Origin of the sequence: Roseicyclus sp., from assembly GCF_052168335.1 — a bacterium.
Classification (GTDB): domain Bacteria; phylum Pseudomonadota; class Alphaproteobacteria; order Rhodobacterales; family Rhodobacteraceae; genus Roseibacterium.
The window spans coordinates 1-14,127 of sequence record NZ_JBQLZP010000066.1; the positions used below are offsets into that span (position 1 = coordinate 1).

The following is a 14,127-nucleotide window of genomic DNA, read 5'->3' on the forward strand; positions in this document are numbered from 1 at the left end:
CGCCGCACGAGCTTGCGCCGCCCAGACGGAGCCGGTTCTGCCTCTTCCTGCCCAGTCTTCATGGTTCTATCGCCATTGTCACGGAAGATAAACTACCTGTGCGGCCAAGAATTACAAGATTAATCTTGCATTAATCGCAACAACTTCGCATGTTATGCTCATCTATCCTTGATTGATTGTGGTCGTCGCGCGTGCAGGCTGTTCTCGAAAACCTGAAGGCTCTGGGCCGGGCGAGGCTGATCGCGCTCGGCGCCGTCGGCGCGGCCATGGCCGCCGCCGTGTTCTTCGGGCTGAGCGTCGCCCTCGCGCCCACCTACACGCCGCTCTACAGCGAGCTGACGCCGGCCAGCGCGAGCCGCGTCGTGAGTTCCCTCGAACAGGCCGGTTTTCGCGTGTCCCTGTCGCGCGACGGCTCGATCGTGAGCGTCCCGCAGGAGGACATCGCGCGGGCGCGCATGGTGCTCGCCGATGCCGGGCTGCCGTCGGAAGGCGCGCCGGGATGGGAGCTCTTCGACGTCGGCAACAGCCTGGGCATGAACACCTTCCTGCAGCAGGTGAACCGGCTCCGCGCGCTGGAGGGCGAGCTTGCGCGCTCGATCCAGACCATCGACGGGATCGAGGCGGCGCGTGTCCACCTCGTCCTGCCCGAGCGCGAGGCCTTCTCGCGCAGCCGGCCGGAACCCTCCGCCTCCGTCATCATCCGCAGCCGGCGTGGCGACAGCGTCACGCTCAGGCAGGCCACGGCGATCCGCGCGCTGGTGGCCTCGGCGGTCCCGGACCTCGCGCCCGGACGGGTCACCGTCCTGTCGGCGTCGGGGGAAACCATACTCGCGGAAGACGGGACTGAGGCGCCGGGAACGGCGCTTCAGTCCCGTAAGGCCGAGCTCGAGGAGCGCATGGCCGCGAACATCATGAGCATCCTCAACGCGCGCGTCGGATCGGGCAACGCGCGCGTCCAGGTCAACGTCGATCTCTCGACGGTGCGGCAGGTCACGCTGGCCGAGGCCTTCGATCCCGAGGGCCAGGTCGTGCGCTCGACCGAGACGCGCGAGGAGACCGCCCGCGACCAGCAGCCGGGCGCGCAGGAAGTCGGCATCGCGGGCAACCTGCCGGGCGATTTCGGCGAGGCCGCGCCCGCCGGCGCCATGAGCGAGAGCGAACGCAGCGACGAGATCATCAACTACGAGATCGCCTCGACAAGGACCGAGACCGTTTCGGAGCCGGGCGCGATCGAGCGCATCTCGGTCGCGGTGCTGGTGGACGGCATCTACGGGACGGACGCGGACGGGGCGGTCGTCTACACCCCCCGCGACCAGGCGGAACTCGACCGGCTGGAGGGCCTCGTGCGGGCCGCCGTCGGCTTCGACGCCGAGCGCGGCGACACGATTTCGGTCGACAGCCTCCAGTTCGTCGAGATCGCCTCCGAGATCGGCGAGCCGGTCGGGGCGTCCATCGGGGACATCCTGATGGAACAGGTTCCGTCCATCCTGCGCGGCCTCTTCGCGCTCGCCATCGTGGCGGCGATCCTGCTCCTCGGCCTGCGTCCCGCGATGAAGCTGCTGCTGGCGGCGCCTCCGGCCGCGCCCGGTCTGCCGGGACCCGACGGACAGACGCAAGCAGCGCTCCCCGGGGGCGACGGGCGGCAGCCGAGGCTCGGCGACCCCGACGGCGACGGCCCCATGCTCCTGCCGCTGGACGACGCGGGCGGCGAGCGGGTGCAGGTCTCGGCCGTCGTCGGCGCGGTCTCGCGCGCGCGGATCGACCGGGCGGGCGCGTTCGCGCAGCAGCGCCCCGAGGAATCCCTGAGAACCGTCAAGGGCTGGCTCACGGCGAAGGCATGAGGAGAGACCGATGACCTTCATATTCGACAACAATTTCGACGCCGGGCCCGGTGCGGGGCAGCAGAAGCCGGACTGCGCGCGGACGCTGACCTTCACCGAGCAGGAGCTTCGGGAGGCAGAACGCACGGCGCGGGCCGAGGGCTTCGAGGCGGGCCGCCGGCACGGGCGAAGCGAGGCGCTCGCCGAGGCCGAGGCGGCACGCACGGCCGAGCGGCACGAGGCCGTCCTCGCGCTCGCGGCGCGGGTCGACACGCTCTGCGCCGAAGCGGCGAAGCATCGCGCCGCCCTCGAGGGGCAGATGCTCGATTTCGCCGTGGCCACCTGCGAGCGGCTCATGCCCGAGCTTCTGCGCACCCGCTCGACCGACCGGGCGGTGGCCGAGGTGCGGCGCTGCCTGGCGCGCGCCTCGGGTAGCCCGAGGATCAGGATCTACCTCTCCAGCGCCGCGCTCGAGTTGCACGGGCCCGCGATCGAGGAGGCCGCGCGCGACCGCCACGAGGGGGTGGAGCTGGTGCTGGCGGCGGACCCGGCGCTCGCGGATGGGGATGCGCGGGTCGAGTGGGAGAACGGCGTGATGGAATACAGTTTCGGCCAGATCGCGGAGCAGGTGCTCGACGCCCTGCGCCGCACGCGACCGCTTCCGGCCGAGGAGATCGATTACGGGAGACTGGCCCATGGCTGAACAGACCGGAACCGACACCGCAGTCCCGGAGGGCGCGATCTTCGAGGAGTTCGCCTCCTCGTCGGAGGCCGAGGCGGGCGACGCGTCCCGCGCGGCACGCGGCATGGAAGCGATGATGAACGTCCGGATGGACGTGCAGGTGGTGCTCGGACACGCCCGCATGCCGATCTCCGACCTTCTCCGGCTCGGGCGCGGATCGGTCGTGCAGCTCGACCGCCAGATCGGCGAGCCGGTGGACGTGGTCGTGAACGACATGCTGGTCGCGCGCGGGAACCTTGTGAAGCTCGACGGGGACCGGATCGGCGTCACGCTGACCGAGCTCATGCGCGGGCAGTTGCCCGACGCCTGACGGGCAGGCCGCGTATGGACACCGTGACGAGGATGCGTGTTCCGCTACTGCCCGCCCTGGCCGGGGGGCTGGTCCTTGCCGTGGCTTTCTCCGCGCCCGGCATCGCGCAGGACGTGGGCGGCCTGATCGACGACCTCGCGGGCGCCCTCGGCGACGTGCCGGAAGGCTCGGACGAGCGCGCAACGCTGAGCGGGCGGATCATCCAGCTCATCGCGATCACCACCGCGCTCAGCGTGGCGCCGGGGCTCCTCGTCATGATGACGAGCTTCACCCGCTTCATCATCGTCTTCGCGATCCTGCGTTCGGCGCTCGGCCTCAACCAGACGCCGCCCAACATCGTGCTGACCTCCATGGCGCTCTTCATGACGTTCTTCGTCATGCAGCCGGTCTTCGAGGATGCCTGGGACGGCGGGGTTCAGCCGCTTATCGAGAACAGCATCACCGAGGAGGAGGCGATCGCCCGCATCGGCGCGCCCTTCAAGGTGTTCATGTTCGCCAACACGCGGCCGAAGGACCTCGAGCTCTTCCACGAGATCGCGGCCCGCTCCGACGGAACCGAGGTCGCCCCCCTTCCCGCGACAGCGGAGGAGGCGGCATGGCGCACGCTCATTCCCGCCTTCATGATCTCTGAATTGCGGCGCGCCTTCACCATCGGCTTCCTCATCTTCCTGCCGTTTCTGGCGATCGACCTCATCGTGGCGTCGATCCTGATGAGCGCGGGCATGATGATGCTGCCGCCTGTCCTGATCTCCCTGCCCTTCAAGATCATCTTCTTCGTGCTCATCGACGGCTGGTTCATGCTGGCCGGCAGCCTGATCGAAAGCTACGCCCCCTTCGCCCTGCCCTGACGCCGAGGATCCGCCCATGTCGACGCTCCGCTTCAGCAACACCGGACGAGACGTTCCCGTCGCCGGCCCGCACCTCTCGGGTCCGGAGAAGGTCGCGGTCCTGCTCCTGTGCCTTGGAGAACAGCGCGGATCGGAGCTGATGCAACGCCTCGACGAGGCCGAGATCCAGCGCATCAGCCAGGCGATGTCGGGGCTCGGCTCGATCCCGGCGGAGGTGGCCGAGGACGTGCTGGCCGAGTTCGTCGAGACGGTCGCCTCGGGGGGCACGCCGCTGGGCACCTACGAGTCCGCGCGCAAGATGCTCGGCGCCTTCCTGCCGGACGACAAGGTCGACGCGATGCTGCGCGACGTCCGCGCGCCCGCCCGCGAGAGCGACATCTGGCAGCGCCTCAACCAGACCGACGAGAAGATCCTCGCCCGCCATTTCGCCGCCGAGAAGCCGGGAACGGTCGCGACGATCCTGTCCTGCCTGTCCCCCGACGTGGCGGCGCGCGTCCTGCCGCTGCTGGAGGAGACGCAGATGCTGGCCGTCCTCGAACGCATGATGGTGATGGACGACCCGCCCGACCACCTGATGGAACAGATCGAGGCGGCGCTGCGCGACGACGTTCTCGCCACGGCGGACGACGCCAAGGCCACCGGCGCCCAGACGCGCATGGCGGAGATCTTCAACAGGCTCGACCGCAATCTCTTCGAGAACGTCTCGGCCCATCTCAGCGACCGCGCGCCGGACGAGTTCAGCGCCATCAAGAAGCGGATGTTCACCTTCGACGACATGCGCCGGATCGGGGGGCAGGACCTCGCGCGGATCATGCGCGGCGTTCCCGGCAACACCGTTCCCCTCGCGCTGCGCGGCACCGACAGCGACCTGCGCGAGCATTTCCTTTCCGCGCTTCCGGGCCGGTCGCGCGACATGCTGATCGAGGAGATGGACACCATGGGCCCCGTCCGCGCGAAGGACGTGCGCGCGGCGCAGGCGGTGATGGTGGACTACGCGCGCGAGCTGATCCGGACCGACGTGATCCGCCTGCCCTCCTCGGACGACGAGATGGAGGAGGAACTCATCGAGTGAGCCCGCCTCAGCGGTAGGGGCGCGAAGGCAGGCTCGCGATGGCCGAGATGTCGAAGAGGACCGGCGCGAAACTCCGGTTCGCGGCCGAGGTCATGAGCTGCACCGCCGCGTTCTGCGCCACCCGCGTCGTGTCGAGCGCGTCGTTCAGGATCAGGAACTTGCGCACGAGCTTCTCGACTTCGGCCGGGTCCTTCAGCTTGGCGAGGTCGAGCTTCGAGCGGATCAGGTCGCCCTGCCGGTCGAGGTCGAGCTGCGCCATCGCGTCCGGCAGCCCGAGCGCACGGCGGACGACGAGGGCCAGGTCCCCGTCCCGCAGGATGTCGAGCGGCTTCTCGATCCCGGCCGCCTTGCGCCGGAACTCGAGCGCCGCGCCCACGGCGGTGTTCTGCGCCTCCTGGTCGTTGATGAAGACCGTCTCGAGATAGCGGTCGACGATCCCCTCCTGCCAGGTTCCCTGCACGGTGTTGGCATTCGTCGTGCCCTCGTTCTCGAAGCCGAGGGTCTGGTACATCTCGCGCAGGCGCGGATCGGTCAGGCGGTTGACCAGCGCCCGCCGGTCCGAGATGTCGCTCTCCAGCATCCGTCGGACGAGGGCCTTGCCGAAGATCTGGTCCTCGAGGTCGAAGGCCTTCATCACGAAGACATAGAGCTCCCGGTCCTCGACGAGATCCTCGACGCTGCGGACGTCCCCGATGCGCTCGCGGAACGTCTCGATGCCGCGGGCGTGCTCGGGCGCTGCGCGGAGCCGCTCGATCTGGCGGTCCCGCGTCGCGTCCACGAGCGTGAGCGCGACAGGCGAGCTCAGGCCCGTGATCGGTATCATCCCGACGCCGCCGTGTGGGCCTCGCGCGCGGCCGCCGCCCGGCGCACCGAGCTTTCGAGAAGGATCTTCTCGTGCGCCAGAACGGGCCGCAGCTCGCTCAGGGCCCGGTAGTAGTCGGACTGGCTCACGTAGTTCGCGGCGTTGAAGATGTGCCCGACATGGTTCGTGCCGAACACGGTGGCGAGGACGCCCAGCTGCTGCTGGATCTGCGGCATCAGCTTCTCGCGCAGCTCGCTCTGGATCAGCGCGGTCTGGATCAGGTAGTAGACGCGGCTGACCGGGGTATTGGCATCCTCGGGACCGAGGAGGTCCTTGCCGCGGACGACGTCGGCGGCGCGGCTCTCGATGGTCAGCGTCTGGCGCTTGTTCGAGTTCTTGATGACGCAGCCGTTGATGACGAGACGCTCGTCGGGCTTCAGGGTCAGTTTGAGAGGCATCGATCAACCCTCCGCTTCGACTGGACGCGGGGCATTGCCCGCGAGACCCGCGGCGACCGCGCGATTGATGGAGACCAGCCCAGCTACCCCACGCTTGCCACCCAGGACGACAGATGTCTGCCGTTCGACCCAAAGGGCAAGGGAAATGAGGTTCGCCCGCAGCTCGGGGGCGAGCTGGTTGCCCTCGGAGGCCAGGTCATGCTTGAGCGCCGACCAGAACATCACGTTTTCGTTGAGGGTGGCGGAGAGACCCGAGGAGAGGATCTCGAGCCGCTCGAGGTTCGACTGCTCGTCGTCGTAGGCGCGGGCATGTGTCTCGAGGGCGGAGGTGATGCGCGCGAAGATGCGCCGTTCGATGTCGCGAGGGGTTTCGACCTCGCGGATTGTGGCCTTGTAGGCTGCAATGCTCATGGCTTCTGCCGTTCATTCGACCGGCATTCTCGCCGGTGGGGATGAGGGCCGGCCGCCGGGACCGCCGGGGGCCGGATGCGAGACATCGGGTGGGGCCCGGGCATTCTGCCGGGCCCCTACCGTCAGGTCGGATCAGCGGAACAGGCTCAGGACGTTCTGCGGATTCTGGTTGGCGATGGCCAGCGACTGCGTGGCGAGCTGCTGCTGCACCTGGAGCGCCTGGAGACGCGCGGCCTCCTCTTCCATGTCCGCGTCGACCATCGCGCCCACACCGGCGTCGAGGGTGTCGGCGAGCTTGTTCAGGAACTCCTGCTGGCCCTCGATGGCGCCCTCGGACTGGCCGATCTGGGTCGCGATGTCGGTCACGTCGCCCATGACGGTCTCGGTCGAGACGAGAATGCCGGCGAGGAAGGCCGCGCCGTTGGTCGCATCGGTGGCGTTGGTGGCGAAGCCGGTGGCGATCGCGCTGAAGTCGGCGACGAGTTCCGCCATGTCGTGCGTCGCGACCGTCATCGTCGTGGTGGCGTAGGTGCCGCCGGCACGCGAGATACCGGTGACGACGCTGCGGTCGACGCCGACGGTCGCATCACCGTTCGCCGTGCGCGTGAGCACGCCGGTCGCACCGGCCACGGTCCCGGCCGTGATGCCCGCGTAGGAGCCAGCACCCAGCATGTCGTCGCCGTTGAAGGTCGACTGGCTGAGGGTCGTCTCCATCTGCTTCACGAGCTCGAGGAGGTCGTTCTCGATCTCGGTCTGGCCGCCCTCGGCGCCCTGCGCGAACGCGACCTTGTCGAGGAACTGCTGCGCGAGGCCCTGGATCGTCTCCGAGCCGAGGCGGGCCGTGGTGAGCGAGTTCTTGGTGAGGGTCAGGCCCTCGTTGATGGCGCGGTAGGCGCCGCTGTCGCCCTTCATCGTCGTCGAGATGGCGAAATAGGCGGCGTTGTCCTTACCGGACTGCACCTTGTAGCCGGTGGAAATCCGGCCCTGCGTCTCGGTGAGGTTCGAGTTGATCTGGCGAAGGGTCGCCAGCGCGTTGATCGCGGCGGCGTTGGTATGGATCGAAGACATTGCGTTCTCCAGTGCTTCAAATCGGGTGCTCCCGCCTTTCTGGCAGGGGGTGCGAGACTTCGCCCGCAATGGCTACCTTGCCCGCCGAGGTTACGGCTGGGTTAAAGATTAGCAAGATTTGTCGATGGCCTTATTCTTGTCATTTTCGGCCTTTTTCTTGCCATTTTTCACCGGCTGCGCGCCCGTCGCGTCATAGACCCGCGAAAGGCTGTCGCGCTCGGCGATGCGGGCAAGTTCGGAGGTGACGTCGCGGATCGCGAGCGCCATGCGGCCGACGAGTTCGTCGTTGCGGTCGAGCACCTGCCGGAGCCGCTCGACGCGGCGGCGGAGCGCTGCGGCATCGGCGACATGCGCCTGCAGCCACTCGGCGATGGCGGCCCGTTCCGCCTCGATCTCGGCGGCGAGCGCGGTCTTCTCGTCCAGCAGCTCGCCCACGATCGCGATGTCTCCGGCCTCGAGCCCGGCATTCTCGCGCTCGAGAAGCCCGGTCAGCGCATCGATCTGCGCGAGATGGTTCCGGCCCATGGACATCATCCCCCCGTCTGCTCGCGCCGGCCGTAGCCGGTGATGGCGGCCTCGACGCTCGTCGCGATGCCGGTGTTGCCGCCGCCCGCGATCTCGTCGGCGATGGCCCGCGCGAGGAAGCTGCGCCACATCTCCTCGGCATGGCCGCCGCCCATGATCCCCGCCGGCACCGTCTTGAGCATCTCGTCCACGGTCTGCGACAGGAACAGCGCCTCGAACTCGCGGGCCGAGGTGGCGGCATCCCCTTGCGCGGGTCGGTCCGCAGGCTGCGGCACGGGGAACGAGACGGGTCCCACCGCCGTCATCAGATGATCTCCAGATCGGCGTGGAGGGCGCCCGCGGCCTTGATCGCCTGCAGGATCGAGATGGTTTCCGTCGCGCCGACGCCGATGGCGTTCAATCCGTCGACCAGCCCCTGAAGGCTGACATTGCCGCCGACGATGGTGAACTCCGCCTCGCTCTCGCGCACCTCGACCTCGGTCTGCGGCACCACCACCGTCTCGCCGATGGTGAAGGGCTCGGGCTGGCTGACCTGGATCTCCTCGCGCACGATGACGGTGAGGCCGCCCTGGCTGACGGCCACCGGGCTGATGCGGACGTCCGCCCCGATCACGATGGTGCCGGAGCGCGCATCGACCACGACCCGCGCGATGCTGTCAGGCTGCACGACGAGGTTCTCGATATGCGCGATCAGGCCCGGCAGGTCCCGCCGGCCATGGCGATGGATCTCGATCGTGGTTGGGTCGAGCGCGACCGCCGTTCCGGGGCCGAGCGCGTTGTTGATCGCGATCTCCACGCGCTGCGCGGTCGTGAAGTCGGGCGTGCGCAGCGACAGGCGAACGGTGTCGAGATGGTTGAAGACGAACGCGATCTCGCGCTCGACGATGGCGCCGTTCTCGATCCGCGCGACGGTCGGCACGCCTTCGACGATGGAGGCGTTGATGCCCTGTGCGGCGAAGCCAGCCACCGAGATCGGCCCCTGCGCCACCGCGTAGACCTCGCCGTCCGCCCCGGCGAGCGAGGTCACGATGAGCGTGCCCCCGCGGAGGCTGGATGCGTCCCCGATGGACGAGACGACGACATCGAGGGTCTGACCCATCCGCGCGAAGGGCGGCAGGTTCGCCGTGACAAGGACGGCGGCCGTGTTCCGCGTCCGGATGTCGTCCTCGGAGAGATTCCCGACGCCGAGCCGTTCCAGCATCCCCTCGATCGAGCGCTCGGTGAAAGGACTGTTCCTGAGGCTGTCGCCGGTTCCGTTCAGGCCGACGACCAGGCCGTAGCCGACGATCTGGTTCTCGCGCACGCCCTCGACGGTGGAGATGTCCTTGATGCGGACGCCCCCGCTGCCGGGATCGGGCACGCAGATGACGGCCTCGCCGACGGGGGGCGCGGGGCAGAAGACGTCCGCGCTGGCCGGGGCGGGCATCCAGAGGAAGAGGACCGCCAGCGCCACCTTGACGATGCGTCGCGTCGCCCGCCGACGCGCCTCGTGGACCCGTCTCACCATGCACCTCCGCTTGACTTCCTCCGTGGTATTGCGAATGCAAGAATAAGTCAATCTATACTTGCTATTCATCAATTGTACTTGTATGTGTTGAATTGAGAACATTGAAATTCTTATGGGCCGTAGCGTTATCCGGCGAGGGGCAGCGGAATGCACATCTACGTCCACGAGCCGCGGAAAGAGCGGCACACAGGTCTGCTGGCCGAGCTCGAGTCCGAGAAATTCGTGCCCCGGGTCATTCAGGACGACTTCTTCGGACGTGATCTCAGCCTCCTGAACCGCCCGGGCAATCCGGGAACGCCCTTCATTCTCGCCGCCGTCGATGGCGTGACGGACCGCATCGCCGCGCTCCGATCGGCCGGTTGCGGCAACCCGATCGTCGTCCTCCGCGACGTGCGGAATTCGCGCGAGGCGGCGCTTTGCCTGAACGGCGGCGCCGACGAGGACCTGGTGATCCCGCTCAAGGCCATGGAACTGAAGGCGCGGCTGAACGCGATCCTCCGCCGGGTCCACGGTTTCGCCGGCGAGGAGGTGCGGATCGGCGCCGTCACCGCCTATTTCGACGGCCGCGACCCCTACGTCGCCGGAAACCGCGTCCGGCTGTCCCAGCGCGAGCACGCGATCTTCCACCAGCTTGCGCTGAATGCCGAGCGCGTGGTCTCGAAGGCGACGATCTACGACGCGGTCTACGGCATCACCGAGGTCGCACCCTTCGAGAAGGTCATCGACGTCTACATCTGCAAGATCCGCAAGAAGCTCGAGGCGGCCGTTCCCTTCGGCGCGCGCTACATCGAGACGGTGCCGGGTCGGGGCTACCGGCTCTCGGACGATGCCTTCGTCCGCGCCGCCGCCGAGTGACGGGCGACAGACATCACCTCATGAAGTCGAGGAAGCTCAGCCGCGAGATGCGGGCCGTGACGGCGTAGGACGCCTCGAGCTGCGTCGACAGCTCGGTCACGCGCGTCGCCGCCTCGTAGGGATCGACCGCCTCCAGAAGCGCGATGTGCTTGTTGTAGAGATCGCGGCGGTCCTGCTGGCGGAGGATGGTCTCCTCGAGGGTCCGCTGCTGCGTGCCGAGCAGGCCCTCGGCCGTGACCACCCCGTCGATGCCGTTCGCGACCGCGTCGATGGCCGCGCCGATCCAGACCTCGTAGGCACCGGCATCCGCGAGCGTGGCGGGATCGACCGAGGCGAACATGGCGAGACCCTGGAGCGCGGAGGTGAAGGCGGGATCGTTGGCCTGGATGCCGTAGGCGAGGACCGTGGCCTCGTCGATCCGCGCCGAGACGCGCGGCGAGGGATTGCCGCCGCCGTCCAGAAGCGGCGTGCCGTTGTAGAAGCTCGCCTCGAAGTTCCGGTCGGGAAACACAGCCTCGGTGCTGGCGAAGGCGCGGGTGACATCGGCGAGCTTGGCGGTGGCGTCCGCGGCGTCGGCGAGGCCGCCGCCAACGATCCCGGCGAGGGCGGCCTCCGGCGAGAGGCCCGTCGCCGCGCTTTGCTTCGTCCAGCCCTGGAGGGCGGCCCGCCCGCTCTCGGTTCCCGAGAAGAGCTGCGAGCCCTGGTAGGGAGCATTGAGCTGCGCGACGATCTGGTCGTAGGCCGCGCGCGCGGCGGCCGAGACCTGCGTGACCGTGGGTCCGGGCGCGCCCTTGTTCGCGATGGCGACCTCGACGAAGTCCTGAAGGATCTTCCGCACGCCGCCCATGGTCGCCGCCATCGACTCCATCCGGTTGGCGAGAAGTCGGTTCCCGGTCAGGAAGCTGTCGTTCCGGGCGGAGCTGGAGCGCACGGCCAGAAGCTCGCTCGACCTGAGGCCGAGGGCGGCGTGGATGTCCGCCTTGCGGCCGGTCGACATCTCCTTGCCCGCCACGTCGAGGCGCCGCTGGATGTCGGCGACCGTTTCGCGCCGGAATTGCGCGGCGGTCATCGTGGACATGGTGGTGACGACGGTCGACATGGCGCGGAACCTCAGACGGCGGCGAGAAGGGTGTCGAGCATGTCCGTCAGCGTGCGGATGACGGTGCTGTTGGCGGCGTAGCTCTGCTCGATCTCGATGAGCTTCTGCAGTTCGTCGTCCCGGTTGACGCCGGAAATGCCGCTCCGGACGGCCTCGAGCGCGGCGGCTCCGGCCTGCAGGCTCTCGCGGCGTTCCTGCGCCGAGACGCGGATCTGCTGCTGATTGGCGACGAGGTTGGTGGCGAAGCCCGAGAGCGTCGCGCTCGTGCCGAGACCCGCGGCCGCGTCGAAGGTCATTGTGCCCTCCAGCATCGCGACGAAGGCGTTGAGCTGCGTCGCGTCGGCGGCGGGTCCCTGGGCCACCGCGCCGATGCCGTCGCGCAGGCGCCAGGGGACGCCGCCGGCCTCGGGCAGGACGCGATCGTTGACCGCGATCCGGTCGGCGAGGCCGTCGAGGCCCGCGGGCGGCCAGGCCCCGGTGCGATCGAGGAAGAGGCCGTCCTCGCCGGGCGCGAGCGACGCGTCCGCCGCAGTGAACCCGTCGATCAGGGCGCGCGCCACCTCGTCGAGCTGGCGCTGCATCAGCGGGATCGTCTCGGTGAGGAGCGCCATCTCCCCGGCAAGACGACCCTCCTCGAAACCGCGCGCGCCGGGCCGTCCCGGCGTGATGTCGATATCGTCGGCCAGGAGCGCGGGCCCCGCCCCGTCGAGCCTGAGCGTCTTCGCCACCGGCCCCTCGACCAGCGCGGTGCCGCCCGCGGTGTAGACCGAGGTGCGGCCCTGCCCGTCGGTGACGATCCGCAGGTCCGCGACCTCGGCCAACCGGTCGAGGATCATGCCCGCCTCGTCCAGTAGCGCCGCCTGCGCGTCGCTGCCCGGCGCCGCGAAGACGATCTGCTTGTTCAGTTCGGCGATCCGGCCGAGGCCCGCGTTGAGCGTGCCGACCGAGGTTTCCGCCCGCTGGAGCGCGGTGGACCGGGCCTCGCGCAGCGCGGCGGAGGTCTGGTTCAGCGCCTGCGCGGCGCCCCGCGACGCGTCGACCGCCGCGTTCTGGAGCGCGAACTGGTCCGGTGCGTTGGCGAGCTGCGAGAAGACCGACGTGAGCGCGTCGATCCGGCCGAGCAGGCTGCCCGGCCCACCGGGCTCGCCCAGCCGCGTGGTGTAGAGCTCGAGCCCCGAGGTGACGGCCTCCTGCCGCCCGACGCGCGACAGCTCGATCCGGTGCAGCCTTTCGACGGCTGCATCCGTCTCGCGCCGGATGCCCGAGACGAGGACGCCCCCGCCCGGCGCCGGCTCGCGCAGGACGGACTTGCGCACGTAGCCCGCCCGGTCGCCGTTGGCGATGTTGCCGGAGGTGATCTCGGCCCATTTCTCCACGGCCGCGAGGCCGCTGCGGCTGGCGGCGAAGGCGCTCGAGATGCCCATGTGCGGCGTCCTTCCTCAGGCCATGGATCAGCGCTTGATGCGCATCGTCTCGTCGAGCATCTCGTCGACGGTCGTCACGATCTTGGCGTTCGAGGAATAGGCGCGCTGGATCTGGATGAGGCTCGTGAGTTCCTCGGCGATCTCCACGTTGGAGGATTCCAGCGCCCCCGACGTGATCCGGCCCGTGCCGCCGACCGACGGCGTGGCGAGCTCGAACGGACCGCTCTCGTTCGAGATGAGGTAGGCGTTGCCGTTCGTCGCCAGGAGGCCGTTCGGGTTCGGAACGACGGCGAGCGGGATGCTGAACAGCGGACGGCGCATGCCGTTGTCGAAGATGCCGAAGACGTCGCCGCTCTCGGTGATCTCGGTGCGCGTCAGCGTTCCGCTGGCCGAGCCGTCGGCGGTCACGTTGAGGGGCGAGTAGTCGCCGGCGAACTGCGTGACCCCGTCGAAGGTGTTGGGCGCGCCGATCTCGAGCGTGAAGGTCTGCGGCACGGCGCCGTTGTCCATGGTCAGGGTCGCGGTGCCGGTCGCGGGATCGAAGGCGAAGCCGGCCGGCGCGACCGCGAGCGGCGTCGCGTTGAGATACGCGAGCGGCGAGCCTGCGGCCGGGCCGCTGTCGTTGAACTGGACATCCACCGTGCCGAACGCGGCGCCGGCCTCGTCCGAGACGGTCAGCTGCCATTCGTTCGCGTTGCCCGTCGGCGCCCAGGCGAACTGGATGCGCTGCGTCGCGCCGAGCGGCGAGTAGACGTTGGTGGAGGAGATGAACGGATCGCCCGCCGCGCCCGCGAAAGCCTCCTGCGACGGCAGGTTGCCCGCGATGGAGAGGGCCGTGGTCTGCTCGCCGGGGATCGTGCCGCTGCCGACGTTCACGGTCGCGAGGCCCACGAAGGAATTGCCGTCCGCCGCCTGGAGCGTGCCGTTCTCGTCATAGGGAAAGCCCGCCAGGTAGAAGCCGGCGGCATTGCGGAGATTGCCGTTCTCGTCCGGCTGGAACGAGCCCGCGCGCGTCAGCATGTAGTTGGACTGCGACGGATCGTTGGGGTTCTTCGACACCACGAAGAAGCCGTTGCCGCTGATCGCGATGTCGTTGGTGCGGCCCGTCATGCGGAGCTGGCCGTCGACGTTGATGTCGGCGGCCTGCACCGCGCGCACGCCGCCCGGAGGGGCCGAGCTTCCGTTA

The 14,127-nt window shown here is 69.0% G+C and carries 16 protein-coding genes; 6 read left to right on the plus strand and 10 right to left on the minus strand.

The genetic code is table 11. The features are described 5' to 3' along the window. Positions 1-191: 191 nt before the first annotated feature. The 5 genes from fliF to ACTS11_RS02245 are packed head-to-tail and all read left to right on the plus strand — an operon-like array spanning position 192 to position 4,792. The gene (gene fliF / locus ACTS11_RS02225; RefSeq protein WP_442638720.1) at positions 192-1,841 is read left to right on the plus strand and encodes a flagellar basal-body MS-ring/collar protein FliF; all 1,650 of its coding nucleotides are present in this window, start codon (positions 192-194) and stop codon (positions 1,839-1,841) included. Between the two features lie 10 nt (positions 1,842-1,851). Further along, positions 1,852-2,523, plus strand: coding sequence for a hypothetical protein (locus ACTS11_RS02230; RefSeq protein ID WP_442638721.1), 672 nt, complete (start codon positions 1,852-1,854; stop codon positions 2,521-2,523). After that, positions 2,516-2,872, plus strand: a complete 357-nt coding sequence (gene fliN / locus ACTS11_RS02235; protein WP_442638722.1) for a flagellar motor switch protein FliN — start codon at positions 2,516-2,518, stop codon at positions 2,870-2,872. The genes ACTS11_RS02230 and fliN overlap by 8 nt, the downstream gene beginning before the upstream one ends. A 32-nt stretch (positions 2,873-2,904) precedes the next feature. Beyond that, positions 2,905-3,720 (plus strand): flagellar type III secretion system pore protein FliP, encoded by an 816-nt coding sequence (gene fliP / locus ACTS11_RS02240; protein WP_442638723.1) that lies wholly within the window; start codon positions 2,905-2,907, stop codon positions 3,718-3,720. 16 nt (positions 3,721-3,736) lie between these two features. Continuing rightward, on the plus strand, positions 3,737-4,792 hold the full coding sequence (locus ACTS11_RS02245) for a flagellar motor switch protein FliG (protein WP_442638724.1): 1,056 nt from the start codon (positions 3,737-3,739) through the stop codon (positions 4,790-4,792). 7 nt (positions 4,793-4,799) lie between these two features. Here ACTS11_RS02245 and ACTS11_RS02250 read toward each other — a convergent pair whose 3' ends face one another. The 7 genes from ACTS11_RS02250 to ACTS11_RS02280 all read right to left on the minus strand — a co-directional run bounded on the left by ACTS11_RS02250 (position 4,800) and on the right by ACTS11_RS02280 (position 9,563). Then, positions 4,800-5,615, minus strand: a complete 816-nt coding sequence (locus tag ACTS11_RS02250) for a DUF1217 domain-containing protein (protein ID WP_442638725.1) — start codon at positions 5,613-5,615, stop codon at positions 4,800-4,802. Then, positions 5,612-6,052 carry a flagellar biosynthesis repressor FlbT gene (locus ACTS11_RS02255; protein ID WP_442638726.1) on the minus strand — a complete coding sequence of 147 codons (441 nt, stop codon included), beginning with the start codon at positions 6,050-6,052 and terminating at the stop codon, positions 5,612-5,614. The genes ACTS11_RS02250 and ACTS11_RS02255 overlap by 4 nt, the downstream gene beginning before the upstream one ends. Positions 6,053-6,055: 3 nt before the next feature. Beyond that, positions 6,056-6,463 carry a flagellar biosynthesis regulator FlaF gene (locus tag ACTS11_RS02260; protein ID WP_442638727.1) on the minus strand — a complete coding sequence of 136 codons (408 nt, stop codon included), beginning with the start codon at positions 6,461-6,463 and terminating at the stop codon, positions 6,056-6,058. A 132-nt stretch (positions 6,464-6,595) separates the two neighbouring features. Next, a complete protein-coding gene (locus tag ACTS11_RS02265) occupies positions 6,596-7,531 on the minus strand; it encodes a flagellin N-terminal helical domain-containing protein (protein WP_442638728.1) in 936 nt (311 codons plus the stop codon). 108 nt (positions 7,532-7,639) lie between these two features. Further along, positions 7,640-7,966: a hypothetical protein gene (locus ACTS11_RS02270; RefSeq protein ID WP_442638729.1), complete on the minus strand. Its 327-nt coding sequence runs from the start codon at positions 7,964-7,966 to the stop codon at positions 7,640-7,642. A gap of 95 nt (positions 7,967-8,061) precedes the next feature. Beyond that, positions 8,062-8,361 (minus strand): rod-binding protein, encoded by a 300-nt coding sequence (locus tag ACTS11_RS02275; protein ID WP_442638730.1) that lies wholly within the window; start codon positions 8,359-8,361, stop codon positions 8,062-8,064. After that, positions 8,361-9,563 (minus strand): flagellar basal body P-ring protein FlgI, encoded by a 1,203-nt coding sequence (locus ACTS11_RS02280; protein ID WP_442638731.1) that lies wholly within the window; start codon positions 9,561-9,563, stop codon positions 8,361-8,363. Before ACTS11_RS02280 ends, ACTS11_RS02275 begins: the two co-directional genes overlap by 1 nt. A gap of 147 nt (positions 9,564-9,710) precedes the next feature. Here ACTS11_RS02280 and ACTS11_RS02285 point away from each other — a divergent pair, with 147 nt between their 5' ends. Continuing rightward, entirely contained in the window at positions 9,711-10,418 is a 708-nt protein-coding gene (locus ACTS11_RS02285; RefSeq protein ID WP_442638732.1) for a winged helix-turn-helix domain-containing protein, read from the plus strand. Between the two features lie 13 nt (positions 10,419-10,431). Here the strand turns inward: ACTS11_RS02285 and ACTS11_RS02290 are convergent, their stop codons facing one another. The 3 genes from ACTS11_RS02290 to ACTS11_RS02300 all read right to left on the minus strand — a co-directional run. Further along, the gene (locus tag ACTS11_RS02290) at positions 10,432-11,517 is read right to left on the minus strand and encodes a flagellin (protein ID WP_442638733.1); all 1,086 of its coding nucleotides are present in this window, start codon (positions 11,515-11,517) and stop codon (positions 10,432-10,434) included. 11 nt (positions 11,518-11,528) lie between these two features. Beyond that, positions 11,529-12,941 carry a flagellar hook-associated protein FlgK gene (flgK, locus tag ACTS11_RS02295; RefSeq protein ID WP_442638734.1) on the minus strand — a complete coding sequence of 471 codons (1,413 nt, stop codon included), beginning with the start codon at positions 12,939-12,941 and terminating at the stop codon, positions 11,529-11,531. Between the two features lie 27 nt (positions 12,942-12,968). Further along, positions 12,969-14,127 (minus strand): flagellar hook protein FlgE (locus ACTS11_RS02300; RefSeq protein WP_442638735.1); only part of this gene is annotated, 1,159 nt, incomplete at its 5' end.

Bases quoted from the DNA above. Each gene is read 5' to 3' on its own strand.
- ACTS11_RS02280 (WP_442638731.1), bottom strand. From the start codon at position 9,563: ATGGTGAGACGGGTCCACGAGGCGCGTCGGCGGGCGACGCGACGCATC.
- ACTS11_RS02230 (WP_442638721.1), top strand. From the start codon at position 1,852: ATGACCTTCATATTCGACAACAATTTCGACGCCGGGCCCGGTGCGGGG.
- ACTS11_RS02245 (WP_442638724.1), top strand. From the start codon at position 3,737: ATGTCGACGCTCCGCTTCAGCAACACCGGACGAGACGTTCCCGTCGCC.
- ACTS11_RS02275 (WP_442638730.1), bottom strand. From the start codon at position 8,361: ATGACGGCGGTGGGACCCGTCTCGTTCCCCGTGCCGCAGCCTGCGGAC.
- ACTS11_RS02260 (WP_442638727.1), bottom strand. From the start codon at position 6,463: ATGAGCATTGCAGCCTACAAGGCCACAATCCGCGAGGTCGAAACCCCT.
- ACTS11_RS02250 (WP_442638725.1), bottom strand. From the start codon at position 5,615: ATGATACCGATCACGGGCCTGAGCTCGCCTGTCGCGCTCACGCTCGTG.
- ACTS11_RS02255 (WP_442638726.1), bottom strand. From the start codon at position 6,052: ATGCCTCTCAAACTGACCCTGAAGCCCGACGAGCGTCTCGTCATCAAC.
- ACTS11_RS02285 (WP_442638732.1), top strand. From the start codon at position 9,711: ATGCACATCTACGTCCACGAGCCGCGGAAAGAGCGGCACACAGGTCTG.
- fliP (WP_442638723.1), top strand. From the start codon at position 2,905: ATGCGTGTTCCGCTACTGCCCGCCCTGGCCGGGGGGCTGGTCCTTGCC.
- flgK (WP_442638734.1), bottom strand. From the start codon at position 12,941: ATGGGCATCTCGAGCGCCTTCGCCGCCAGCCGCAGCGGCCTCGCGGCC.
- ACTS11_RS02290 (WP_442638733.1), bottom strand. From the start codon at position 11,517: ATGTCGACCGTCGTCACCACCATGTCCACGATGACCGCCGCGCAATTC.
- ACTS11_RS02265 (WP_442638728.1), bottom strand. From the start codon at position 7,531: ATGTCTTCGATCCATACCAACGCCGCCGCGATCAACGCGCTGGCGACC.
- fliN (WP_442638722.1), top strand. From the start codon at position 2,516: ATGGCTGAACAGACCGGAACCGACACCGCAGTCCCGGAGGGCGCGATC.